General features: G+C 69.3%; 25 protein-coding genes and 1 tRNA gene. 13 read left to right on the top strand and 13 right to left on the bottom strand.

Translation table 11 applies throughout. The annotated features are described in order from the left end of the window. Nucleotides 1-54: 54 nt before the first annotated feature. From prfA to A4W93_RS24525, 5 genes are all read left to right on the top strand, one after another. The gene (prfA, locus tag A4W93_RS24505) at nucleotides 55-1140 is read left to right on the top strand and encodes a peptide chain release factor 1 (protein WP_085753103.1); all 1086 of its coding nucleotides are present in this window, start codon (nucleotides 55-57) and stop codon (nucleotides 1138-1140) included. Continuing rightward, nucleotides 1137-1970 carry a peptide chain release factor N(5)-glutamine methyltransferase gene (prmC, locus tag A4W93_RS24510; protein ID WP_085753104.1) on the top strand — a complete coding sequence of 278 codons (834 nt, stop codon included), beginning with the start codon at nucleotides 1137-1139 and terminating at the stop codon, nucleotides 1968-1970. The genes prfA and prmC overlap by 4 nt, the downstream gene beginning before the upstream one ends. 173 nt (nucleotides 1971-2143) lie before the next feature. Continuing rightward, on the top strand, nucleotides 2144-2791 hold the full coding sequence (locus tag A4W93_RS24515; protein ID WP_085753105.1) for a hypothetical protein: 648 nt from the start codon (nucleotides 2144-2146) through the stop codon (nucleotides 2789-2791). A gap of 103 nt (nucleotides 2792-2894) precedes the next feature. Beyond that, nucleotides 2895-3215: a Grx4 family monothiol glutaredoxin gene (gene grxD / locus A4W93_RS24520; RefSeq protein ID WP_085753106.1), complete on the top strand. Its 321-nt coding sequence runs from the start codon at nucleotides 2895-2897 to the stop codon at nucleotides 3213-3215. A gap of 7 nt (nucleotides 3216-3222) precedes the next feature. After that, a complete protein-coding gene (locus A4W93_RS24525) occupies nucleotides 3223-3804 on the top strand; it encodes a UbiX family flavin prenyltransferase (protein ID WP_085753107.1) in 582 nt (193 codons plus the stop codon). A 1-nt stretch (nucleotide 3805) separates the two neighbouring features. Here the strand turns inward: A4W93_RS24525 and A4W93_RS24530 are convergent, their stop codons facing one another. Both A4W93_RS24530 and A4W93_RS24535 read right to left on the bottom strand, forming a co-directional pair. Continuing rightward, a complete protein-coding gene (locus A4W93_RS24530; protein ID WP_085753108.1) occupies nucleotides 3806-4456 on the bottom strand; it encodes a lytic transglycosylase domain-containing protein in 651 nt (216 codons plus the stop codon). Continuing rightward, entirely contained in the window at nucleotides 4453-6198 is a 1746-nt protein-coding gene (locus A4W93_RS24535; protein WP_085753109.1) for a proline--tRNA ligase, read from the bottom strand. Before A4W93_RS24535 ends, A4W93_RS24530 begins: the two co-directional genes overlap by 4 nt. A gap of 132 nt (nucleotides 6199-6330) precedes the next feature. Between A4W93_RS24535 and A4W93_RS24540 the strand changes: the two genes are divergently transcribed. Then, nucleotides 6331-6984: an RNA pyrophosphohydrolase gene (locus A4W93_RS24540; protein ID WP_085753110.1), complete on the top strand. Its 654-nt coding sequence runs from the start codon at nucleotides 6331-6333 to the stop codon at nucleotides 6982-6984. Nucleotides 6985-7008: 24 nt separating this feature from the next. Here the strand turns inward: A4W93_RS24540 and proB are convergent, their stop codons facing one another. From proB to rplU, 4 genes are all read right to left on the bottom strand, one after another. Beyond that, the gene (gene proB / locus A4W93_RS24545) at nucleotides 7009-8127 is read right to left on the bottom strand and encodes a glutamate 5-kinase (protein ID WP_085753111.1); all 1119 of its coding nucleotides are present in this window, start codon (nucleotides 8125-8127) and stop codon (nucleotides 7009-7011) included. Further along, nucleotides 8120-9205, bottom strand: coding sequence for an Obg family GTPase CgtA (gene cgtA, locus A4W93_RS24550; protein ID WP_085753112.1), 1086 nt, complete (start codon nucleotides 9203-9205; stop codon nucleotides 8120-8122). Before cgtA ends, proB begins: the two co-directional genes overlap by 8 nt. A gap of 169 nt (nucleotides 9206-9374) precedes the next feature. After that, a complete protein-coding gene (rpmA, locus tag A4W93_RS24555) occupies nucleotides 9375-9629 on the bottom strand; it encodes a 50S ribosomal protein L27 (RefSeq protein ID WP_085753113.1) in 255 nt (84 codons plus the stop codon). A 42-nt stretch (nucleotides 9630-9671) separates the two neighbouring features. Next, nucleotides 9672-9983, bottom strand: a complete 312-nt coding sequence (gene rplU, locus A4W93_RS24560) for a 50S ribosomal protein L21 (RefSeq protein ID WP_085753114.1) — start codon at nucleotides 9981-9983, stop codon at nucleotides 9672-9674. A gap of 296 nt (nucleotides 9984-10279) precedes the next feature. On the opposite strand from rplU, the gene ispB reads away from it, so the two are divergent. Next, the gene (gene ispB, locus A4W93_RS24565) at nucleotides 10280-11209 is read left to right on the top strand and encodes an octaprenyl diphosphate synthase (protein WP_085753115.1); all 930 of its coding nucleotides are present in this window, start codon (nucleotides 10280-10282) and stop codon (nucleotides 11207-11209) included. A gap of 44 nt (nucleotides 11210-11253) precedes the next feature. Continuing rightward, nucleotides 11254-11330: transfer RNA gene (locus A4W93_RS24570), tRNA-Pro, on the top strand. An 80-nt stretch (nucleotides 11331-11410) separates the two neighbouring features. On the opposite strand, the gene A4W93_RS24575 is transcribed toward A4W93_RS24570, so the two are convergent. Beyond that, entirely contained in the window at nucleotides 11411-11923 is a 513-nt protein-coding gene (locus A4W93_RS24575) for a CC0125/CC1285 family lipoprotein (protein WP_085753116.1), read from the bottom strand. Nucleotides 11924-12113: 190 nt separating this feature from the next. Here A4W93_RS24575 and A4W93_RS24580 point away from each other — a divergent pair, with 190 nt between their 5' ends. The 4 genes from A4W93_RS24580 to A4W93_RS24595 all read left to right on the top strand — a co-directional run bounded on the left by A4W93_RS24580 (nucleotide 12114) and on the right by A4W93_RS24595 (nucleotide 16167). Next, on the top strand, nucleotides 12114-13946 hold the full coding sequence (locus tag A4W93_RS24580) for a clostripain-related cysteine peptidase (protein WP_085753117.1): 1833 nt from the start codon (nucleotides 12114-12116) through the stop codon (nucleotides 13944-13946). After that, a complete protein-coding gene (locus A4W93_RS24585; RefSeq protein ID WP_157131767.1) occupies nucleotides 13943-14332 on the top strand; it encodes a hypothetical protein in 390 nt (129 codons plus the stop codon). Before A4W93_RS24580 ends, A4W93_RS24585 begins: the two co-directional genes overlap by 4 nt. Before the next feature lie 159 nt (nucleotides 14333-14491). After that, nucleotides 14492-15550 (top strand): beta-keto acid cleavage family enzyme, encoded by a 1059-nt coding sequence (locus A4W93_RS24590; RefSeq protein ID WP_085753119.1) that lies wholly within the window; start codon nucleotides 14492-14494, stop codon nucleotides 15548-15550. A 2-nt stretch (nucleotides 15551-15552) separates the two neighbouring features. Continuing rightward, entirely contained in the window at nucleotides 15553-16167 is a 615-nt protein-coding gene (locus A4W93_RS24595) for a DsbA family oxidoreductase (protein ID WP_085753120.1), read from the top strand. A 6-nt stretch (nucleotides 16168-16173) separates the two neighbouring features. On the opposite strand, the gene A4W93_RS24600 is transcribed toward A4W93_RS24595, so the two are convergent. Genes A4W93_RS24600 through A4W93_RS24610 form a run of 3 tightly spaced genes read right to left on the bottom strand, consistent with a single transcriptional unit; the run spans nucleotide 16174 to nucleotide 18832 of the window. Next, a complete protein-coding gene (locus A4W93_RS24600; RefSeq protein ID WP_237357618.1) occupies nucleotides 16174-17403 on the bottom strand; it encodes a methyl-accepting chemotaxis protein in 1230 nt (409 codons plus the stop codon). Further along, complete coding sequence (locus A4W93_RS24605) at nucleotides 17400-17984, bottom strand: RBBP9/YdeN family alpha/beta hydrolase (RefSeq protein ID WP_085753122.1); 585 nt, start codon at nucleotides 17982-17984, stop codon at nucleotides 17400-17402. The genes A4W93_RS24600 and A4W93_RS24605 overlap by 4 nt, the downstream gene beginning before the upstream one ends. Next, on the bottom strand, nucleotides 17984-18832 hold the full coding sequence (locus tag A4W93_RS24610; protein ID WP_085754314.1) for a TauD/TfdA dioxygenase family protein: 849 nt from the start codon (nucleotides 18830-18832) through the stop codon (nucleotides 17984-17986). The genes A4W93_RS24605 and A4W93_RS24610 overlap by 1 nt, the downstream gene beginning before the upstream one ends. A gap of 184 nt (nucleotides 18833-19016) precedes the next feature. Here A4W93_RS24610 and A4W93_RS24615 point away from each other — a divergent pair, with 184 nt between their 5' ends. Further along, nucleotides 19017-20024 (top strand): AraC family transcriptional regulator, encoded by a 1008-nt coding sequence (locus A4W93_RS24615; RefSeq protein ID WP_085753123.1) that lies wholly within the window; start codon nucleotides 19017-19019, stop codon nucleotides 20022-20024. Between the two features lie 22 nt (nucleotides 20025-20046). On the opposite strand, the gene A4W93_RS24620 is transcribed toward A4W93_RS24615, so the two are convergent. From A4W93_RS24620 to A4W93_RS24630, 3 genes are read right to left on the bottom strand one after another with little or no spacing between them, the layout of a single operon-like run. Next, on the bottom strand, nucleotides 20047-21018 hold the full coding sequence (locus tag A4W93_RS24620) for a quinone oxidoreductase family protein (RefSeq protein WP_085753124.1): 972 nt from the start codon (nucleotides 21016-21018) through the stop codon (nucleotides 20047-20049). A gap of 26 nt (nucleotides 21019-21044) precedes the next feature. Then, nucleotides 21045-22388 carry an MFS transporter gene (locus A4W93_RS24625; protein ID WP_085753125.1) on the bottom strand — a complete coding sequence of 448 codons (1344 nt, stop codon included), beginning with the start codon at nucleotides 22386-22388 and terminating at the stop codon, nucleotides 21045-21047. A gap of 21 nt (nucleotides 22389-22409) precedes the next feature. Beyond that, nucleotides 22410-23627, bottom strand: coding sequence for a porin (locus A4W93_RS24630; RefSeq protein WP_157782228.1), 1218 nt, complete (start codon nucleotides 23625-23627; stop codon nucleotides 22410-22412). Between the last annotated feature and the right edge of the window lie 42 nt (nucleotides 23628-23669).

The raw sequence follows: 23669 nt of genomic DNA on the forward strand, positions 1-23669 counted from the left end.
CCCGTGCTCCCGCACGGCACGGCGCCGGTGTCCTCCCGCCTCCGGAGCTTCCGCATGAAACCGTCCCTCCGCCAACAATTCGAGCGCCTCGGCCTGCGTCTGAACGAACTGGACGCCACGCTGGCCGACCCGTCCATCGTCAGCGACATGAACCGCTTCCGCAGCCTCACCCGCGAACACGCGGAGGTGGGCGGCGTGATGGCGACGTTCCGGCAGTACGAGCAGCGCGAACGCGACCTCGCCGCGGCGCGCGAGATGCTGGCCGACCCCGACTTCGCCGAGATGGCCCGCGAGGAGATCACCGGCGCCGAGGCCGACCTCGAACGCCTGCACCTGGCGCTGCAGACGGCGCTGCTGCCGCGCGACCCCGACGACGGGCGCAACGCCTTCGTGGAAATCCGCGCCGGCACGGGTGGCGACGAATCGGCGCTGTTCGCCGCGGACCTGCTGCGCATGTACCTGCGCTACGCGGAGCGCCAGGGGTGGCGCACCGAGCTGATGTCCGAGAGCACGTCCGACCTGGGCGGCTACAAGGAGGCGGTGGTGCGGGTCGAGGGCGACGATGTCTACGCCAAGCTGCGCTTCGAGTCGGGCGGCCACCGCGTGCAGCGCGTGCCGGTCACCGAGACGCAGGGCCGCATCCACACCAGCGCCTGCACGGTGGCCGTGATGCCCGAGCCCGACGAGGCCGAGGAGGTGCAGCTGAACCCGGCCGACCTGCGCATCGACACCTTCCGGGCGAGCGGCGCCGGCGGCCAGCACGTCAACAAGACCGACAGCGCGATCCGCATCACCCACCTGCCCACCGGCATCGTGGCCGAGTGCCAGGACGACCGCTCCCAGCACCGCAACAAGGCGAAGGCCATGGCCGTGCTGGCCGCCCGCCTGCGCGAGAAGGACCGCAGCGAACGGGCCGCGAAGGAGGCCGCCACCCGCAAGGGCCTGATCGGCAGCGGCGACCGCAGCGACCGCATCCGCACCTACAACTTCCCGCAGGGCCGGCTCACCGACCACCGCATCAACCTGACGCTCTACAAGCTCGGCGCCATCATGGAAGGCGACCTCGACGACGTGTTGGCCGCGTTGCAGGCGGAACGGGCGGCGCAGCAACTGGCCGAGCTGGAAGGGCGCGGGGCATGACCACGACCGTCGACGCCGCCCTGCGCGCCGCCGCCGCGGCCGGGGTCGACCGGCTGGACGCCCAGCTGCTGCTGGCCGAGGTGCTCGGGCAGTCGCGCACCTGGCTGTTCGCCCACGGGGACGACGCCGTGCCGCCCGCGGCCCTCGCCCGCTTCCAGGACTGGGCGGGCCGCCGAGCCGCTGGCGAACCGTTCGCCTACCTCGTGGGCCGCAAGGAGTTCCACGGGCTGCTGCTGGACGTGTCCCCCGCCGTGCTGGTGCCCCGGCCGGACACCGAGACGCTGGTGGCCTGGGCCCTGGAGCGGATCCGCGAGCTCCCGGCCGCGCGCGTCGCGGACCTGGGCACCGGCAGCGGCGCCATCGCCCTGGCGCTGAAACACAGCGAGGCCGGCGCTCACATCACCGCCACCGACGTCAGCCCGGACGCCCTCGCCGTGGCCCAGGGCAACGCCCGGCGCCTGGCGCTCGACGTCGAGTTCCTGGCCGGCCCGTGGTGGACACCGCTCGCCGGGCGCCGCTTCCACGTCGTCGCCAGCAACCCGCCCTACATCGCCGGCAACGACCACCACCTCGCCGCCCTCGCCCACGAGCCCCGCCTGGCACTGACCCCCGAGGGCGACGGCCTGCGGTCCCTGCGCGAGATCATCGACGGCGCACCCGCTCACCTGGAACCCGGGGGCTGGCTGCTGCTCGAACACGGGCACGACCAGGCCGCGGCCGTGGCGCAGTTGCTCGCGGGCCGGGGATTCACCGACGTGAGCACCCGCCACGACCTGGGCGGCAATGCCCGGTGCACCGGAGGGCGTTGCGCCAAAGCCGCATCCGGCTGAGCTTTCCGGGAAATCCGCACGTCAAGCGGGCCGCCCCCCTCGTCCGGATGGCCGAAGGAAGCAGTCAGTGACACACAACCGGATTCTTCCGGCGTAGGATTCATTCCATGGGGCCGAGGTCCTACCCGGACACCGTTCCCTGATTCCACAAGAAGACTTCTGAAGAGTTCATCATGCGCAAAGCCTTGCTGACCGTTGCGTTCTGTACCTTGTCCTCCGCCGGCACGGCCGCGTGGGCGCAGGCCGACACCCTCGGGGCCAACGCAACCGCGCAAGGCGCCTCCGCGCCGCTGTCCCAGCTCAGCTGGGGCCGCCTGCAAGGCCGGGTGGCCTTCGCCACCACCGCCACGCCCCTGCGTGCCGACTACCTGGGCAACGACTCCGCCTTCAAGGTCAGCAGCCTGAGCCTGATGGGCGACTACTACCTGCGCCCCTCCCTGAGCCAGCTCACCCTCGGCGGCCTGCGCGCCACCAGCGGCGTCGTGTTCGGCCAACGTTCCTCGCTGTGGGGCGTGTCCAGCACCAGCATCGGCCCGCTGAACGTCGACCGCCGCAGCTACAGCGCCGACCCGTACAACAGCAGCGTCGTCCCCGAACACACCACCACGCCGTACTTCGGCATCGGTTACTCCAACACCGGCAGCGCGTTCGGCAAGAGCGCCAACTGGGGCTTCTCGGCCGACCTCGGCCTGATGTCCCTCAGCCCGGGCAACATCGGCCGCATCGGCAAGGTCTTCTCGGGGTCGCAGAACCTCGACGACATGGTGCGCGACCTGCGCCTGTCGCCGGTGCTGCAGCTCGGTTTCACCTACTCCTTCTGATCCCCGGCAAAAGGGCATCCGTGCGGCCGCCTCGGCCGGGCGTGGCAATGCCTTATCCTTGCGGGTTCCAACACGTTTCACCCGGCACGGCCGGACACCGATCATGAGCGACGTTCAACAACGCATCGACGGCCTCGTCAAAGGCAACCGCGTGGTGCTTTTCATGAAGGGCACGGCCCAGTTCCCGATGTGCGGCTTCTCCGGCCGCGCGGTGCAGATCCTCAAGGCCTGCGGCGTGTCCGACCTCAAGACGGTCAACGTGCTCGAGGACCCGGAAGTGCGCCAGGGCATCAAGGACTACGCCAACTGGCCCACCATCCCCCAGCTCTACGTCGACGGCGAGTTCGTCGGCGGCTCGGACATCATGATGGAGATGTACGAGGCCGGTGAGCTGCAGCAGGTGCTGGGCACCAAGACGGCCTGACGCGGCCATGACGCAATCGCCGGTCCGGCCCGCCCGGGTGGTGGTCGGCATCACCGGCGCGACGGGGGCGGTGTACGGCGTGCGCCTGCTCGAACGCCTGCGGGCCGCAGGCGCCGAATCCCACCTCGTCGTGAGCCCGGCCGGTGTGCTCAACGTGTTTCACGAACTGGGCCTCGACCGCGGCGCGCTGGAGGCCCTGGCCCACACCGCCTACAACCCGGGCGACGTGGGCGCCGCCATCGCGAGCGGCTCGTTCGCCACGGATGCAATGGTCATCGCGCCCTGCTCCATGAAGACGCTGGCCTCGGTGGCCCACGGGCTGTCCGACAACCTGCTGAGCCGCGCGGCCGACGTCACGCTGAAGGAACGCCGCCGCCTCGTGATGATGGTGCGCGAAACCCCCTTCAACCTCGCCCACCTGCGCAACATGACGGCCGTCACCGAGATGGGTGCCGTGGTGTTTCCGCCGCTTCCGGCGTTCTATCACCGGCCGCAGTCCATCGACGAGATGGTCGATGACACGGTGGAGCGGGTGCTGGCGCTGCTCGGGGTGTCGGCTGCGGCGCCGAAGTCCTGGAACGGGCTCTGACTCAGGCCGCGGGGTTGTAGTCCCAGGCCTTCTTGGCGCCGAACACCAGGTTCGGGTACTCGGGCTTCCCCCGGCTGCCGTTGTACCGCCCGAGCGCCATGTACATGTCCCCGCGCTCCCGGTCGAGGTAGTGCCGCAGGATCACGCAACCGAAGCGCAGGTTGGTCTGCATGTGGAACAGCCGGGCCGGTTCACCGTCGCCGATCAGGCGCGCCCAGAACGGCATCACCTGGGTGTACCCGCGGGCGCCCGCGATGCTGATGGCGTACTTGCGGAAGCCGCTCTCGACCTGGATCAGGCCGAGGAACAACGCGGTGTCGAGGCCCGCGCGCTTGGTCTCGTAGTAGACCGTCTCGAGGAACTCCACCCGCGTGACGTGCTCGGCCTTGCGGCGCTTGAGCCGGTTGCTCATCTCGCCCAGCCAGCGCAGGTACGCGATGCGCGCCTCGACGTTGTCGAAGGTGGGCTTCGGGGGCGCGTTGTTCGCGATGGCAGCCGACAGCACCGAACGCACCGCGTCGGCGAGCGGTTCCTCGGCCTGGCGGCCGGCGAGCGCCACGCCGGGCGCGAGGGACAGCGACGGGGCCGCGAGGGCCGCCAGCGCCAGCTGCCGCCTCGTGAGACCCGAGGCGGCGGGACTCACCGGGCTCATCGTCCGAGCTTGGCCTTCACGAAGTCCACGATGCCGGCGAGCGGCACGGACTCGGCCTGCGCGTCGCGGCGGCCCTGGTACTCGACCTGGCCGTCCTTCAGGCCGCGGTCGCCCAGCACCACGCGGTGCGGCACACCCACGAGCTCCCAGTCGGCAAACATCGCACCCGGGCGTTCGCCCCGGTTGTCGAGGATCACGTCCACGCCCAGGGCCTGCAGTTCGCCGTACAGCTTGTCGGCGGCGGCCTGCACGTCGGCCGAGCGGTCGTAGCCGATGGGGCACAGCACGAGCTCGAACGGTGCCATGGCCGCCGGCCAGATGATGCCACGCTCGTCGTTGTTCTGCTCGATGGCCGCGCCCAGGATGCGCGTGACGCCGATGCCGTAGCAGCCCATCTCCATCAGCTGCGGCTTGCCGTTCTCGTCGAGGTACGTGGCGTTCAGCGGCTTCGAGTACACGGTGCCGAGGTTGAACACGTGGCCCACCTCGATGCCGCGCTGGATCGCGAGCACGCCCTTGCCGTCCGGCGACGGGTCGCCCTCGACGACGTTGCGCAGGTCGGCGACGAGGTCGGGTTCGGGCAGGTCGCGGCCCCAGTTCACGCCGGTGATGTGGAAATCGACCTCGTTGGCGCCGACGACGAAGTCGCTCATGTTCGCCACGGTGCGGTCGGCCACGATCTTCACCGGCTGCTTCAGCCCCACGGGGCCGAGGTAACCCGGCTTGGTGCCGAAGTGGCTCTCGATCTCGCCGACGGTGGCGAAGCGGAAGCCCTGGTTCAGGCCCGGCACCTTGTTCGCCTTGACCTCGTTCAGGTCGTGGTCGCCGCGCACGAGCAGCAGCCACACCGTGGTCTTCGTGACATCGCCCGCCTCGGTCTTCTCGTCGGTGGCCAGCACCAGCGACTTCACCGTGCGCTCCAGCGGGATCGACAGCAGCTGCGCCACGTCGGCGCACGTGCTCTTGCCCGGCGTGGGCGTCTTCACGAGGGCCTGCGTGGCCGCGCCGCGCGTGGCGATCAGCGGCAGCGCCTCGGCCAGCTCGATGTTGGCGGCGTAGTCGGACGTGGGGCAGTACACGAGCGCGTCTTCACCGGTGTCGGCGATGACCTGGAACTCGTGCGACAGCGCGCCACCGATGGCGCCCGTGTCGGCGGCCACCGCACGGTAGGTCAGGCCCAGGCGCTCGAAGATGCGGCAGTACGCGGCGTACATGGCCTCGTAGCTCTTCACCGCGGCCTCGGCGTTGCGGTCGAAGGAGTACGCGTCCTTCATCGTGAACTCGCGGCCGCGCATCACGCCGAAACGCGGACGGCGCTCGTCGCGGAACTTCGTCTGGATGTGGAAGAAGTTGCGCGGCAGCTGGCGGTAGCTGCGCAGCTCCTGGCGGGCGATGTCGGTGATGACCTCTTCGCTGGTGGGCTGCAGGATGAAGTCGCGGTCATGGCGGTCCTTGACGCGCAGCATCTCCGGGCCCATCTTGTCCCAGCGGCCGGACTCCTGCCACAGCTCGGCGGGCTGCACCACGGGCATCAGCAGCTCGACGGCACCGGCACGCACCATCTCCTCGCGGATCACGTTCTCGACCTTGCGGATCACCCGAAGCCCGATCGGCATGTAGGTGTAGATGCCCGCCCCGAGGCGCTTGATGTACCCGGCGCGCATCATCAGCTTCTGGCTGACGACCTCGGCCTCGGCAGGGGCTTCCTTCAGGGTGGAGATGAAAAACTGGGACGCTTTCATGGGCAGCAGTTGGGCGGTGAGGGCGGAGGATCAGCGGGGGGGAACGGCGGAGAATCGGAGCGGGATTCTGCGGGGTTGATTCCCGTCATCCCGGTGCAATAATGATTTCAACTAGAGATTTCGAGGTTGATTATGCTCGACAGGGATGGGTTCAGACCCAACGTCGGCATCATCCTGCTCAACCCCCGTAACCAAGTGTTCTGGGGCAAGCGCATCCGCACCCACTCCTGGCAGTTCCCGCAGGGGGGCATCAAGTACGGCGAGACGCCCGAGCAGGCGATGTTCCGCGAGCTCCACGAGGAGGTGGGGCTCTTGCCCGACCACGTCCGCATCGTGGCGCGCACGCGCGACTGGCTGCGGTACGAGGTGCCCGACCACTTCATCCGCCGCGACGCCCGGGGTCACTACCGCGGCCAGAAGCAGATCTGGTTCCTGTTGCAGCTCGTGGGCCGCGACAGCGACATGAACCTGCGCGCCAGCGACCACCCCGAGTTCGACGCCTGGCGCTGGAACGAGTACTGGGTGCCGCTCGAGTGGGTCATCGAGTTCAAGCGCGAGGTCTACCAGATGGCCCTCACCGAACTCGCGCGCTTCCTGCCGCGCAGCAACCACCACAACCGCTACCTGCGGTCGGGCATGCGCACGCACCACCGCGACGAAGGGCACGACGACCGGCACGACGACCGGCACGAAGAACAGGCGCCGCCGCCACTGCACGCCGGGCCGGTGGAGCCCGACGAGGCCGACAACGCGCAGGCGCCGGCGCCCAAGGATCCCGAGACCTGACCCGGCCCGGGACCGGCCTGGTCCTCAGCTGAGGATCAGGTTGTCCCGGTGGATCATCTCGTGCTCGAGCGTGAAGCCGAGCAGGCGCTCGAACTCCGACGAGGGCTTGCGTGCGATGAGACGCGCTTCCGCGGCGGAGTAGTTCGCGAGGCCCCGGGCGATCTCGACGCCGGCACCGTTGCGCACGGCGATCACGTCGCCCCGCACGAACTCGCCGATCACCTCGACCATGCCGATGGGCAGCAGGCTCTTGCCGTCGTCGCGCAGCTTCGACACCGCGCCATCGTCCACCACCACGGCGCCGCGCATCTTCAGGTGGTCGGCCATCCACTGCTTGCGGGCGGCCATCTTCGCCGTGCTGGCGGTGAGCGCCGTGCCGATGGCCTCGCCTGCAGCCAGCCGCAGCAGCACGTCGGTCTCGCGGCCCCAGGCGATCACCGTGGAGGCACCGCTGCGCGCGGCGCGCTTGGCGGCGAGGATCTTCGTGATCATTCCGCCGCTGCCGATGGCCGAGCCCACGCCGCCGGCCATCTGCTCGAGCTCGGGCGTGCCGGCCTCGGCCACGTCGATGAACTTCGCGTCGGGGTTCTTGCGCGGGTCGGCCGAGTACAGGCCGCGCTGGTCGGTGAGGATGACGAGGGCGTCGGCCTCGATCAGGTTCGCCACGAGCGCGCCGAGCGTGTCGTTGTCGCCGAACTTGATCTCGTCGGTGACGACGGTGTCGTTCTCGTTGATGACCGGCACCACGTTCAGGCGCAGCAGCGCCAGCAGCGTCGAGCGGGCGTTGAGGTAGCGCTCGCGGTCGGCGAGGTCGGCGTGCGTGAGCAGCACCTGGGCGCTGCCCATGCCGTACGCGCGCAGCTGCGTTTCGTAGATCTGCGCGAGGCCCATCTGGCCCACCGCGGCGGCGGCCTGCAGCTCGTGGATCTCCTTCGGGCGCGTGCGCCACCCGAGGCGCTTCATGCCCTCGGCGATGGCACCGCTCGACACCATCACCACCTCCCGGCCCTCGGCGGCCAGCGCCGCCATCTGGCGGCACCAGTTGCCCACGGCCTCGGCGTCGATGCCGCGACCCTCGTTGGTCACGAGGCTCGAACCCACCTTCACGACGATGCGTCGTGCGTTCTTGAGCACGTCACTCATGAGACGACGAGGGCTGTTGGGCTTCGGCCTTGTCGAAACGGGGGTCCGGATCGTCCGGCACCACGTTCTTCAGCTTCGACACGTGTTCGTAGATCGCGTGCACGAGGCCTTCGCAGCCCTCGCGCGTCAGCGCGGAGATCTGGAACACCGGGCCCTTCCACTTGAAGCGCTTGACGAAGTCCTTCACGCGCTTCTCGCGTTCGTCCTCCGGCACCATGTCGAGCTTGTTCAGCACGAGCCAGCGCGGCTTCTCGTAGAGCTCGTCGTCGTACTTCTTCAGTTCGGCCACGATGGCCTTCGCCTGGGCGACCGGGTCGATGCTTTCGTCGAACGGGGCCATGTCGACGAGGTGCAGCAGCAGGTGCGTGCGCTGCAGGTGGCGCAGGAAGAGGTGGCCGAGGCCGGCCCCTTCGGACGCGCCCTCGATCAGGCCGGGAATGTCGGCCACGACGAAGCTCTGCTCGGCCTGCACGCGCACCACGCCCAGGTTCGGGTGCAGCGTGGTGAAGGGATAGTCGGCGATCTTCGGGCGGGCATTCGAGATGGCCGCGATCAGCGTCGACTTGCCCGCGTTGGGCATGCCCAGCAGGCCCACGTCGGCCAGCACGCGCATCTCGAGCTTGAGCTTGAAGGCCTGGCCGGGCCAGCCGGGGGTCTTCTGGCGCGGCGCGCGGTTCGTGCTCGTCTTGAAGTGCATGTTGCCGAAGCCGCCGTCACCGCCCTTGGCGATCAGGATCTTCTCGTCCGGCACCAGCAGCTCGGCGATCACGTTGCCAGTCTCGACGTCGGTGATGATCGTGCCCATCGGCATGCGCAGCACGATGTCTTCCGCGGCGGCGCCGAACTGGTCGGAGCCACGGCCGTTCTCGCCGCGGCGTGCCTCGTGGCGGCGGGCGTAGCGGTAGTCGATCAGGGTGTTGAGGTTGCGGTCGCCCATGGCGTACACGCTGCCGCCCTTGCCGCCGTCGCCCCCGTTCGGGCCGCCGAACGGGAGGAACTTCTCGCGGCGGAAGCTCATGCAGCCGTTGCCGCCGTCGCCTGCCACGACATCGATGGTGGCTTCGTCAACGAATTTCATGGTGTGTCCTGACGGACACCCAGGGCATCCGTTCGATTTGAGGGACTCGGTCGCGAATGGTAAGCGACCGGCCCGGTCCTGATTCCTCGGCCGAAAAAACAAAGCCCCGGCGGACCGGGGCTTCGTTCGATCAGGCGGGAAGCGAAGCTGCGGTGCAGCTCCGGCTTCTTCAGGCCTTGATGCTGACGGTGCGGCGGTTGGCCGAACCCTTGACCGCGAACTCGACGGTACCGTCGGTGAGCGCGAACAGCGTGTGGTCCTTGCCGATGCCGACGTTCACGCCGGGGTGGAACTGGGTGCCACGCTGGCGGACGATGATCGAACCGGCCGAGATGACTTGCCCGCCGAACGCTTTCACGCCCAGCATCTTCGGTTGAGAGTCGCGGCCGTTCCGTGTGGAACCGCCGCCCTTTTTCTGTGCCATGGTGCTTTAACTCCTGGAGAATCGGATTCAGGTTGCCGAAGGTCAGGCGTTCACGGTGCTGATTTCCAGCTCGGTGAAGTTCTGACGGTGACCTTGCCGCTTCTGGTAGTGCTTGCGGCGGCGCATCTTGAAGATGCGGACCTTGTCGTGACGGCCATGGGCCACCACCTTCGCCACCACCGTTGCGCCGGCAACCAAGGGAGTCCCGACCTTCAGGTCTGCGCCGGCACCCACTGCCAGCACCTGGTCGATCGTGATCTCTTGGCCAACGTCCGCAGCAATCTGTTCGACTTTAATTTTTTCGCCGGCAGCAACCTTGTATTGCTTGCCACCGGTTTTGATGAGCGCGTACATATCAGCCTTTCAATGAATCGGTCCCTGGTCACCCCGGCTTTCGCCCGGACGCCCACGGTACCGCCCTGCTTGGAAACGCAGAGCCGGACATTCTAGCACGCGTTCCGGGCCGGTGCCAAAAAATTGTGCAGCACTGTGGGGAGTCTGACCGCCTCCCTCGGCTCCTAGGGGGTGGACGGCCGGTACACGCCCGGCTCTTCCTATAATTCCGCTACCCAATTGAGCCCAACGTGCAGCCGTCTTCCCCCGCCCCCACCGAAGTTCCATCCAGCCACGCCGCCTTCATCGCGGCGGAGATGCGCGAGGTGGACGCCGTCATCCGACACCGGCTCGCCTCCGAGGTCGTCCTGATCAACCAGATCTCGCACTACATCATCAGCGCGGGCGGCAAGCGCCTGCGCCCGATGCTCGTGCTGCTCTTCGCGAACGCACTCGGCTTCCAGGGCCGCGAACGTTATGAACTGGCCGCCACGGTCGAGTTCATCCACACGGCCACGCTGCTGCACGACGACGTGGTCGACGAGTCCGACCTGCGCCGCGGCCGCCAGACCGCCAACGCGCTGTTCGGCAACGCGGCCAGCGTGCTCGTCGGCGACTTCCTCTACTCCCGCGCCTTCCAGATGATGGTGTCGGTGAACCGCATGCGCGTGCTCGAGGTGCTGGCCGACGCCACCAACGTGATCGCCGAAGGTGAAGTGCTGCAGCTGATGAACATGCACGACGCCGACCTCGCGGTCGAGGACTACCTCAAGGTGATCCGCTTCAAGACCGCGAAGCTCTTCGAGGCCAGCGCCCGCCTGGGCGCCGTGCTCGCGGGTGCGCCGGCCGAGGTCGAGGACGCCTGCGCCTCGTACGGTCGCTCGCTCGGCACCGCGTTCCAGCTCGTCGACGACCTGCTCGACTACGAAGGCTCCACGTCGCAGCTGGGCAAGAACGTGGGCGACGACCTGCGCGAAGGCAAGCCCACGCTGCCGCTGCTCGTCGCGATGGAACGCGGCAACGCCGATGAACGCGCGCTGATCCGCCACGCCATCGAACACGGCGAGGTCACGCGCCTCGCGGAGATCGTGGAAATCGTGCGCCGCACCGGAGCCCTGGACGCCACGCGCGAGGCCGCGCGGCTCGAGGCCGAGAAGGCGCGTGTGAGTTTGTCGATGCTCCCATCTTCCCCTCACAAAGAAGCTCTGATAGAATTCTGCGTTCGGTCGGTTGACCGCTCTTCCTAACCCTCTCACCAGGGCCAGCAGGGCGAACAAGAAGAACGAAAAATCGGGGTGTAGCTTAGCCTGGTAGAGCGCTACGTTCGGGACGTAGAGGCCGGAGGTTCGAATCCTCTCACCCCGACCAGATTCAGATGGAGAAGTCCCAATCACCGAAAGGTGTCTGGGACTTTTTTCATGGTGCCGCGGGATGCCGCACCACCCGCCTCACTTCGCCGCCACCTGCTGCCCGCACGACGGGACCTTGTACTTCTTCCCGAGCGAGCCGCACACGAACCGCGCGTCGTAGACGATGCCCGGCGCGTTGTCGGGGCGCTTCTGGAAACACCGGATCGTGTGCACCGCCGTCGGGAAGGTGTCGACGATCTCGTGCCCGCCGGTGGTGGTGCTGGTTTCGATCACCTCGCCGTTGCCCTTGCGCTTCGACTTCGTGGTGGTCTCCACCGGCGTCACGAACGAGGACGTTTCCGTGCGCGAGCGGTCCTCCACGATGGTGTAGTAGGCGAAGCCGTGGGCCAGCGTGACCTCGGCGCCGCGGATCAGCGCGTAGTCGGCCGCCTGCTGGGGCCGCGTGTAGGCGTTGCCGCTGAAGGTGATGCGGAACAGGTCGCGGTCCAGTTGCACCTCGGAAAAGCCGCCGGACCAGCTGTCTTGGCGGTACTCGGTGGCGCAGCCGGCCAGCACGGCGAGCGCGATGCACGCGCTCCAGGTGAATCTCATCGAAGGTCTCCCAAGTCGCCCGGCGGGCATCGCGCGGCAGCCTAGCGACGGTGACCCATCAGCGACATCCCTAGTTCGCCTCTAGGGGGTGCGGTCCCCCTCGAAGGGGGAAGCGGGCGTTTCGGCGGCCGAACAGAATGCCCCGGCTCTCGCGACCATGCATCGCACCACCACCTAGGGACAAGACAACATGACACTCGACATCTCATCGATGGCCGGCCGCTGGCGGCGGCTGTCGCTCATGGCTTTCATGGCCTTCGGTGTCGCGCTCGCCGGCTGCGGCGGGGGCGGCGGCGACACCGTCGAGAACGGCAACGGCGGCGCCCCCACCGGGACGGGTGGTGGCGGCACGGGCGGCCAGGCCAAGTGGACGTACCTGATCTACATGGCCGCGGACAACAACCTGAGCGACATGGCCACACTCAACGTGAAGCAGATGATCGCCGCGCGCAGCAGCCGCGACGTGCGCATCGTGGTGCAGGTCGAGCAGAACCCGCAGGAAACGCCGGGCGCGGAACGCATGACGCTGCGGGGCACCGTCGAGAACGGCGCGTCGCAACTGCAGAGCCTCGGCCGCAACGTCGACATGAGCAGCCGCGCGTCGCTGACCGAGTTCATCCGCTGGGGCAAGCAGAACTACCCGGCCGACCGCTACGCCCTCGTGCTGTGGTCCCACGGCGGCGGCTGGAAGGCGGACAAGTCCACCCGCGGCGCGCTGCAGGACGTCTCCTCGCGCGAGGACCTGATGTCCGTGCGCGACATGGCCACGGCCGTGAAGGATGCCGGCGGTGTCGACGTGCTCAACTTCGACGCCTGCCTGATGGCGATGTACGAGGTCGCCTACGAGATGCGGCAGTCGGCCAAGGTGATGGTGGCGTCCGAGGAGGTGATCCCGGGCCAGGGCAATCCGTACGACAAGGTGATCAACCGCCTCGTCGCGAACCCCTCTCAGGACGCGGCCACGTTCGCCAAGGGCATCGTGACGGACTACATGGCCTACTACCGCACGAACAACCGCCAGAGCGTGACCCTCTCGGCCATCGACCTGGCCGCGGTGGAACCGCTGCATGCGAAGGTGAAGGCCGCCGCCGCCGGCATGGTGGCGTCGATGGCCGGCGAACGCCTCAACATCCAGGCGGCCCGCGATGCGTCGCCCTCGTACAACCACCCGAACAACCACGACCTGATCGTGTTCGCGAAGACCCTCGCGGCGCGCACGTCGAGCGCGACCCTGCGCACCCTCGCGGACGAACTGGCCGCCGCCGCCCAGGCCGCGTTGCTCGCCAACGACGTGCAGCAGCTGCCCGGCGAGCTGAACGTCGCCGGCTCGACCGGGCTCGCGATCTATCTGCCGACGCCCGCCAACACCACCGCGTCGGAACTGAACGTCTACCGGACGGTGCTCGCGAGCAACACGGTGGCCGGCAACGAGACGCCGTGGAGCACCTTCGCGACCACGCTCGTCACCAACGGCGGCGGCACGGGCCAGACGGACGCGACCGGCCCGTTCGCCTACGGCATCCGCTGGGACAACCCCGACGTGGACCTCGACCTGATGGTCAACGAACCGCAGGGCAACTGGGCCGGACCCGCCATCGGGCCCAGCTCGGTGAACGGCTTCGCGTCGGCGGACTCGTGGGACGCGGGCCTGGCCGAGGAGACGTACACGGCCAACACGCAGCTCGAGAAGGGCGCGTACGACGTGTTCGTGCAGTACACCGGCTGCGCCAAGGGCCGCGCGACCTGCGGCGACACCACGGTCAGCGTCTACCGGTACGACCCGTCGCTCGGGGACACCTCGGCCGTGCTGCTGGGCACCCGCCGCATGAGCGCGACGCCGGCCCTGCCATCGATGGACAGCTTCGCGACCTTCGAGGCCTTCGTCAACGCCGTGAACTCCGACGCGTACGCGGACTGGCTGTTCGTGCGGCGCGTGACCCGCGACCTGCCCGCCGACCGCAAGGTGCTGCCCGCCCAGCCGAAGCCGCGCGGCAAGGGCTTCGGCGCGGTGGTGACCAAGTGAGGGCCGGGGCCGCGTGGGCGGGCACGGTGGCGCTCGCGCTGCTGTCGGCCGCCTGCGGACATGGTGCGGCGCCCGCACCCGCACCCGCACCCGCGGACGGCGCGGCGATGGGCATCGCCGACGCCCTCGCCGCCCCCGCCGGCACGACCCTGCGGGTGAGCGGCCGTTTCGCCGGCTGGTCGGGCGGCTGCACCGGCGGCCCGCCGCGCACACGGTCGGACTGGATGCTGGTCGACGCCGACGGACGGTGCCTCTACGTCAGCGGCCCGGTGCCCGCCGGCCTGGTGCCGCCGCCGGACGCGGCGTCGAACGGCACGGCCATCACGGTGACGGGGCGCCGCGAAGCGTCGCCCGATGGCCGCCCCTACCTCCTGCACACGCGCTGACCCGCGGTTTGGCGCCGAAAGGTAAGGCCCTGTCCTTCGCGGAAAAGCGCGGCGGGGCCGCCAAAAAGATACTGGCTCCATGCCTGCCGCATGAGCCGAACTCCTGAACGCATCGGCCGCGGCGATCTTCCCTGCCACCCATGTCCCAGGAGACACGCCATGAACTTCCTCGACGGATCGCTGTTCCCCGAGAACCAGGAAAAGCTGGTCATCACGGCCGCGCCGTACGGCCCCGAATGGATCCCGTCCGACTTCCCCGAGGACATCCCGGTCACGATGGAAGCGCAGATCCAGAAGGCGGTCGACTGCTACGAGGCCGGCGCCTCGGTGCTGCACCTGCACGTGCGTGAACTCGACGGCCGCGGCAGCAAGCGCCTGTCGATGTTCAACGAGCTGATCGCCGGCGTGCGCAAGGCCGTGCCGGACATGGTGATCCAGGTCGGCGGCTCCATCTCCTTCGCCCCCGAGAGCGAGGGCGCCGCGGCCAAGTGGCTCTCGGACGACACGCGCCACATGCTGGCCGAGCTGACCCCGAAGCCCGACCAGGTCACGGTGACGGTCAACACCTCGCAGATGAACGTCATCGAGCAGATGGACGTGCGCGACATCGCCGGCACCTCGCTCGCCGAACCCGACGGCTTCCGCGCCTACTCGAACATGGTGGTGCCCTCCACGCCCAGCTTCTTCGAGGAACACGTGCGCCGCCTGAGCGCCGCCGGCATCCAGAGCGCCTTCCAGTTCTACAACATCAACAGCTACGAGACCGTCGAGCGCCTCGTGCGCCGCGGCGTCTACAAGGGCCCGCTGGTGATGAACTGGGTGGCCATCGGCGGCGGCATGGACGCGCCGAACATCTACAACCTCGCCAACTTCCTGCGCGCCATCCCCGACGGCTCGATGCTGACCGTGGAGAGCAGCATGCTCAACACGCTGCCGATCAACATGATGGGCATCGCGATGGGCCTGCACGTGCGCTGCGGCATCGAGGACAACCTCTGGAACCAGTCGCGCACCGCGAAGATGACGACCGTGCAGCAGATCCAGCAGCTCGTGCGCATCTCGCGCGAGTTCGGCCGCCCGGTCGCGAACGGCCGCGACGCCCGCGAGATCCTGAAGATCGGCGTCTTCTACGACACCGTCGAGGAAACGCTCGCTGCCAACGGCCTGGCGCCCAACCCGAAGGGTGGGCAGCAGGGCTTCCTGCGCAAGGCGGCCTGAGGATGAAAGGGGCCCTGGACGTGGAGGTCTGGTTCGACTTCATCTGCCCGTGGTGCCTGATCGGCAAGCGCCAGCTGGAGGAGGCTCTCGCCCGGTACCGGGCGCTGCACCCGCAGCGTCCGGTGCGGGTGCACTGGCGTTCGCAGCAACTGCTGCCGGACGTGCCGGCGCAGGGGGTGCCGTTCCGCGAGTTCTACCTCGCGCGGCTCGGCAGCGCCGAAGCGGTCGCGGCACGGCAGGCCCAGGTGCGCCGGGCCGGCGCGACCGTCGGGCTGGACTTCGACTTCGACCGCATCCCGCTGATGCCCAACACGCGGGCCGCGCACGCCCTGCTCGCCGACGCGGCGGAGCAGTGCGATCCGGCGGTGGTGGACGACCTCGTCGACCGCCTGTTCGAACTGCACTTCATGCGCAGGGCGAACCTCGACGACGACGCCCTGCTCGAGGCGCTCGCCCAGCACCACGGCATCGAACGGACCCGCGCGGAACCCGAGCCGGAGCCCACGGTGTCGGGGGTGCCGCTGTTCCTGGTGAACCGGACCGTGGCCCTCGGCGGCGCACAGCCGGCGGAGCAGCTGCTGGCGCTCCTGATCGACGCCGACCGCGCCGCCGCCTGAAGCCGCTCAAGCGAGCTTGAACCGCGAGGCGATGCCCGCGAGGTGGGCCGCCTGGTGCTTCACGCTTTCGGCGGCCGCGGCGTTCTCCTCGACCAGTGCGGCGTTCTGCTGGGTCACGCGGTCGAGTTCGGCCACCGCCTCGCCGATCTGCGCGATGCCCCGCGCCTGCTCCGCGCTGGCGCCGCTGATCTCGCCGATCATCGTGCTGACGCGTTGCACCCGGGCCACGGCGCCCGCCATCGACACGCCGGTGCGGGTGGCCAGCTGGCCACCGTTCTCCACGATCGCGCTGCTGTGGGCGATCACGCCCTTGATCTCCCGCGCGGCCGAGGCGGCCCGCTGGGCCAGCTGGCGCACCTCGGCGGCCACCACGGCGAAACCGCGGCCCGCCTCGCCGGCATTCGCGGCTTCCACGGCCGCATTGAGCGCGAGGATGTTCGTCTGGAAAGCGATGCCGTCGATCACGCCGACGATCTCGCCGATGCGCCGGCTGGCCTCGGCGATGTCCGCCATCGAGCGGACCAGCTCGCCGACCGCCGCCCCGCCCTCCTCCGCGGCCCGGGCCGCGCCACGGGCCAGGTCCGAGGCCGTTTCGGCCGTGCGGGCGTTGTGCGTGATCGTGGCCGTCAGCTGTTCCATCGTCGCGGCGGTCTGCTGCAGGTTGCTGGCCTGCTCCTCCGTGCGCTGGCTGAGGTCGGCGTTGCCCGTGGCGATCTGGGCCGTGCCCACCGCGATGCTGTCGCTGCCCTCGCGCACGTCGCCCACGATGCGGGACAGACCCGCCGTCATCTCGCGCAGCGCAACCATCAGGCCCGTGATCTCGTCGCGCCCCGCGACGGGAATCTCCACGCTGAGGTCACCCGCGGCCACCGTCTCGGCCACACCCACCGCGTGCCGCAGCGGGCGCAGGATCGACCGCACGAGCCACGTGCCCGCCGCCGCGGCAGCCACCAGCACGGAGCCGAAGATCAGCAGGTTGCGCGTGAACGCGGCCTGGTAGGCCGAACGCGCCGCGGCATCGTCGGCCGCGGCCGCCTCGACCTGCTGCGCGAAGGCCCGGTCGAACTCGCCGCCGCCCTGCGCCTTCAGCACCTTCAGCGGTTCGATGCGTTCGGCGTAGATCGCATGCAGGCGCGCGGCGCCCTCCTTGCGGCCCATCAGGTTCGCGGTCATCGCGAGCAACAGCAGGCCGATCAGCGCAGTCACCAGCAGCGTCAGCCGCAGCTTGATCGTCATGCGACCACCCCCTCGAGTTCCTCGAGCAGCGCCATGGCGCGCGGCCATTCGCCGAAGCCGGACGCCGGGTTCAGGTGCCCGGCGGCGCCGACGTCCTCCAGCCGGCTGCCCCAGTCGGCGGCCATTCCGGCCACGCGGTCGAGGCGGGCCAGCGGGTCATTGGTGCTGGCCGCGACGATGCTTCGGAACGGCAGCCGCCCGCGCGGGATCGGCAGCCAGCCCTGGGCGCGCAGCGTCTCCCTCTCGGGATAGCCGGGCGGCAGCGGCGTCTCCAGGTCGGCCGGGGCCGCCAGCAGCGCGCCATGGATCGGCCGGGTGGCACGCATGGCCCAGTGGGCGACCATGATGGCGCCGGCGCTGTGCGCGACGATCACCACGGGCCCGTCGATGCGCTGCACCTCGGTCTCGATGGCCGCCACGCGCGCGGCGCAGCTGAGCTTGTCGCGCTCGAGCGGCGGCACGGTGCGCACCCGCTCGAGCTGCTGCGCGAGCAACGTCTGCCAATGGTCCGGCACGTGCTCGCGCAGGCCGGGGACGATGAGGACGGTAACCGGTTCTCGGGACAAGGCAGGCCTCCGCATCAGAAGGGCACGTCGCCCTTGATGCCGGCGCGGTCCATCTTGCGGTGGCACGGCGGGTAGTCCATCACGGCGTAGTGCTGGGTGGAGCGGTTGTCCCAGAAGGCCACGCTGTTGGGTTTCCAGCGCCAGCGCACCTGGTACTCGGGGATGCAGGCCTGGCTGATCAGGTACTGCAACAGCTGGGCGGCACCCGGCACGGCGTCCTGGCCGAAGCGAACGTTCTCGGGCCGGTGGAAGTTCGTGAAGTGCGTGGCGAACGCGTTGACGAACAGGATCTTCTCGTCCGTCTCGGGGTGCGTGCGCACCACCGGGTGTTCCGCATCGGGGAACTGTGCCTTCAAGGCCAGGCGTTTCTCGATCGGCATGGCGGCGCCGAAGCTCGCCTCGATGCTGTGGCGCGCGCGCAGCGTCGCGATCTTCGCCTTCACGTCCTCGGGCAGCCGCGCGTACGCCTCGACCATGTTGGCCCACATCGTGTCGCCGCCGACCGGCGGGCATTCCACGCAGCGCAGCACGCAACCGAACGGCGGCTTCTCGCGCCAGGTGGCATCGGTGTGCCAGGCGTTCTCGTAGCGGTCGTTGGGGGCGTCGGGCGACTTGTAGATGCGCACGAGGCCGGGGTGGTCGGGGTCGCTGCCGGCCACCGGGTGGTCCTCCAGCTCGCCGAAACGGCGCGCGAAGGCCACGTGGTCGGCGGCGCTGATGTCCTGGTCCCGGAAGAAGAGCACGCGGTGCCGCAGCAGCAGCGCGCGGACCTCGGCGAGCAGGTCGTCGTCGACCGCCGCCGCACCGAGGTGGATGCCGCTGACCTCGGCGCCGATCGTGCAGGTCAACTGCTCGGCCTTCAGGTTGCGGGTCAGGGAGGATGCACGGACGATCGTCGCGGATTCAGGTGCAGTGCTCATGGGGGTCTCCGATCCTTCAAGGAAGCCTGGTGATGCAGGGAAAGTATTCGCGCCCGCTGGTATTCACGCTTGACTTTGAAGACCCCCAACTTACCATTTGATGCCAAAGGACTCAGAGCTTGTCCCGATGAATGTTCTCGTTCGCGCGGCCAGCCTGACGCACTACCTCGAGGTGGCCCGCAGCGTGGGTCTCGACCCCCTCCGCATGCTCGCCGACGCCGAGCTCACCCCCCATGTGCTGAAGGACCCGGACCTGCGCATCCCCGTCCCGCGCGTCAACGACCTGCTGGAGCGGTCCGCCGCGGCATCCGGCGTCGAGGCCTTCGGCCTGCGCATGGCGGAGTCGCGCCAGCTCTCCAACCTCGGCCCCGTCGGCATGCTGATCCGCGACCAGCCCACCTTGCGCGAATCGCTCGCGGTGCTGGTGCGCTACCAGGTGCTGCTGAACGGCGCCATGTCGCTGCGCATCGAGGAATCGGCCGGCGTGGTGGTGATCCGGGAAGACGTGGTGGCCGGTGAAGGCGCACCGGTGCGCCAGGCCATCGAGCTGGGCGTGGGCGTGATGGTGCGCCTGATGCGCCAGTTCCTCGGGGCCCAGTGGCGGCCCCGCCGCATCTGCTTCACGCACGCGGCCCCGAAGGACCTGGCGACGCACCTGCGCGTGTTCGGCCCCTGCGTGGAGTTCAAGCACGACTTCAACGGCATCGTGTGCACGGCGAGCGACCTCGACACCGTGAACCCGTCGGGCGACCCCGCGATGGCCCGTTACGCCCAGCAGCTGCTGGACACCGCGCTCGAGGCACAGAACCCGTCGATGTCGGAGGAGGTGCGGCGCACCGCGCTGCTGCTGCTGCCGAGCGGGCGCTGCAGCATGGAGCAGGTGGCCATGCACCTGGGGCTGGTGTGCCGCACCGTGCAGCGCCGGCTGGCGGAGGAAGGCACGAGCTTCTCGGACCTGGTCAACGAACTGCGCGTGGACCTCGCCACGCGCCACGTCAAGAACAGCGACCGGCCGCTCACCGAAGTGGCGGCCCTGCTGGGCTTCTCGGCCCCGAGCGGCTTCTCGCGCTGGTACCAGTCCCAGTTCGAATGCAGCCCGTCGCAGACGCGCCAGGCGCAGGCCCGGGTCCACTGACCCGGGCGGTCGGACGACCGGGTCAGGGCACGAGGATGGTGGCACCCACCGTCTGGCGCGACTCCAGCGCGCGGTGCGCCTCGGCCGCCTCGGCCAGCGCGAAGCTCTGCTTCGGTTCGCTGACGATCTGGCCCTTGAGCACCAGGTCGAACAGCTCGTCGGCCATCTTCAGCATGTTGGGGCGCGGCAGCGCGTAGTCCACCATCGCCGGCCGCGTGACCCACAGCGAGCCCTTCATCGCGAGCAGCGTCGTGTCGATCACGACGGGACCCGAGCTGGTGCCGTTGCTGACGAGCGTGCCGCGCTTCTGCAGGCAGTCGAGCGAACCCATCAGCGTGTCCTTGCCCACCGAGTCGTAGACCACGGGCACGCCCTTGCCGCCGGTGATCTCCTTCACGCGCTCGACGAAGTTCTCGCGCTTGTAGTTGATCACGTGCGCGCAGCCATGCGCCTTGGCGATCTCGGCCTTCTCGTCGGACCCCACCGTGCCGATCATCGTGACGCCGAGCGCACGCGCCCACTGGCACGCGATCAGGCCCACGCCGCCGGCCGCGGCGTGGTACAGGATCGTGTCGCCGGCCTTGAGCGGGTAGACCTGCCGGAACAGGTACTGCGCCGTCAGGCCCTTCATGATCAGCGTGGCCGCGCTGCGGTCGGAGATGCCGTCCGGCAGCTTGATCAGCACCTCGGCCGGCATCACGCGCGCCTGCGAATAGGCCCCGAGCGGACCCAGCAGGTAGCCCACGCGGTCCCCCGGGGTCAGGAAGCTGACCCCGGGGCCCACCGCCTCCACCACGCCCACCGCGTCGGACCCCAGCCCGGCCGGCAGGGCCGACGGGTAGCGCCCGGTGCGGAAGTACACGTCGATGAAGTTGACCGCGATGGCCGTGTGGCGGATGCGCACCTGACCCGGGCCCGGGTCGCCCACCTCGACACGTTCGAGCTGGAGGACTTCGGGACCGCCGGTTTCGTGGAAGCGGATGGCTTGGGTCATGGTGGTGGCCTTTCGTTTCGGGAGGGTCAGGCGTGCGCCTGGGTGAGCTTGGGACGGGGGCCGGTCGCCGCATCCACGTGGACGTGGTTCACCGCCGCGCGGTCGGCGTCGTAGCTGCTGCGGGCCACGAGGAAGAAGGCGGCGGCGAGCAGGCTGAACATCGGCACGACCGCCAGCGCCGTCTGCAGGCCCCACAGGTCGGACAGCACGCCGGCGATGAAGGGTCCGAGCGCGAGTCCCAGCAGGTTCTGGAACAGCGACAGCACGGCCGCGCCGGTGGAGCGAACGCCGGGGTGCACGACGTCGAAGGTCACCGCGGCGATGGGGCCCACGGTGCAGGTCATCACGAAGCCGCCCAGCAGGATCACCATGAACTGGCCCTGGCCCGACGGCATCAGGCCGAAGGCCGTGCAGAAGAGCACCGTGGTCAGCACGCACAGGCCCGCCACGAGCGCCAGCTTGACGTGGCCGCGGCCCTTGCCCGCGCCGTCCACCAGCACGCCCCAGGCGAACGCGCCGAAGGCTCCGGCCAGCACGACCAGCGCGGCCTGCTTGGCGGCCATGTCGGGTGCCACGCCGTGCACGCGGTTGAGGAAGCTCGGCAGCCACGACCAGACGGCCGAGACCGCGATGAGTTGCATGGCCGCGCCCAGGCAGGCCCACAGCAGCGTGCGCGAGCGGGTCAGCGCCTTCGCGACGTGGCCCAGCAGGTCGCTGGCCGAACGCGTGGCCTTCGTCAGCTCCGGCGTCAGCGCGACGGTCTTGTAGTCGCGCACGGCGAGGTACATCAGGGCCAGCACCAGGCCCGGCACACCCACGACGCCGAAGGCGGCCTTCCAGCCCCAGCGGGCCGCGACCACGCCGCCGATCAGCACGCCCAGCACCGAGCCCACCGAGGCCGCGGCGAAGAACGCGCCCATCAGCGCCGAGCGCATGCGGGCCGGGAACAGGCTGGCGATCAGCGCCGCGCCCACCGAGCCGTAGCCGGCCTCGCCCAGGCCCACGACGGCGCGCGCCGCGAAGAGCTGGCTGTAGTTGCCGGCGAACATGCAGGAGATCGAGGCGAGGCTCCAGGTGGTGGCCATCACGACGATGCTCTTGACCCGGCTGAACCGGTCGGCCAGCAGCGCCACCGGCAGGCCGGCGGCGGCCACCACGATGGAGATCACCGAGACCAGGCCGCCCAGTTGCTTGTCGCTCAGGCTCCACTCGGCCTTGAGGTACGGGAACAGCGAGACGATGACCTGTCGGTCGATGTAGTCGAACAGCATCAGGCCGAAGGTCATCGCGAAGGCGAACCAGGCCTGGCCCTTCGGGACCAGGAAGTCGTTGCCGGAGCCGGCCTTGGCGTCGTGGGCGTGCAGGTGCATGGTGATCTCCTTGCCGGTGCGTCAGAACGAATGGCGCAGGCCCGCCATCAAGGCGTGCACGTCCTGGTTCGCCGCCACGGGGGTGGCGTAGACCGGGCTCAGGTTCATGTTGGCGCCGTCGTTCGTGGTGGTGGCCCCTTCGACGTACGCAATGGTGCGCTTGGACAGGTGGTAGTCAATCGCCAGCGCGAACTGCGTCGCCTTGTTGCCGGCGTTCGTGTTGTCGTCGATGCGGTAGTAGCCGCTCGTCAGGTTCATGAACGGCGAGATGCGCCAGCCCGCGCCCACCGACCACATGTCGAGGCTGGTCGAACCCACCGGCACCACCTGGATCTTCGACGGGTTGCGCGCGGCCATGTACGAGGCGCTGACCGTGAAGGTGTCCCACGTGTAGAGCGCGCCCACGGACGACAGGCGGTTCGTGTTGGTCTCGGTCGTGAGGCCGCGGGCCGTGAGCGCCGCGCTGGCGGCGGCGGCGCTGCCCAGCTGGCGCGTGTAGAGCGCCGTGGCGGCCGGCAGGTTGTTGCCGTAGCCGTTGTAGAACAGTGCCGAGAGCTTCAGGTGGCCGTCGTCGTACACGGCGGTGGCGGCCTGCTGCGAGTTCGCCCGGGTCTTGCCGCCCGTTTCACCCATCGCATACATGAGGTTGGCCGTGACGCGGCTCCAGGTGGGCGACGTGTAGAGGATGGCGTTGTCGTTGTAGACGGTGCCGAAGGCCACGTTCGAGTTGTCGCCGATGAAGACGCCGCTCGCGCTGTTGATGCCCACCAGCGCGGTGAGCGCGCTGCCGAAGTAGCGGCCGCCACGCGCGTCGGTCGCGGCCATCGCCCAGTACGTCGGCGAGACCTGGCGGCCGAACCGGATCGTGCCCCAGGCGTTGTGGGCCAGGCCGATCGCGGCCGTCTGGTTCCACATCGAGGTGGTGCCGAGGCTGTTCGGCCCGCCGACCACGCCGGTGTCCAGCGCGAGGTTGCCCTGGATCTGGAACAGCGCGCGCAGCCCCCCGCCCAGGTCTTCGGTGCCACGCAGGCCCCAGTTGCTGGCGCCGAGGCCGCCGTCCTTGACCATTCGGTCGGATCCCCTGTTCACCGGGCTCGGGATGTAGCCCACACCACCACTGGTGTTGGAGATGCCCAGCAGGCCGACGTCGAGGTTGCCGTGGAGGGTCAGGTTCGACTGGGCGAACGCGGGACCGGCAACGGCGGCGATGGCGGCAAGGGAAGTGATCTTCAGCTTCAAGTCGGAACTCCTGTCCAGTGACGTGGGATGACGTTGGAATCG

This window comes from Piscinibacter gummiphilus (assembly GCF_002116905.1).
Lineage (GTDB): Bacteria > Pseudomonadota > Gammaproteobacteria > Burkholderiales > Burkholderiaceae_C > Rhizobacter > Rhizobacter gummiphilus.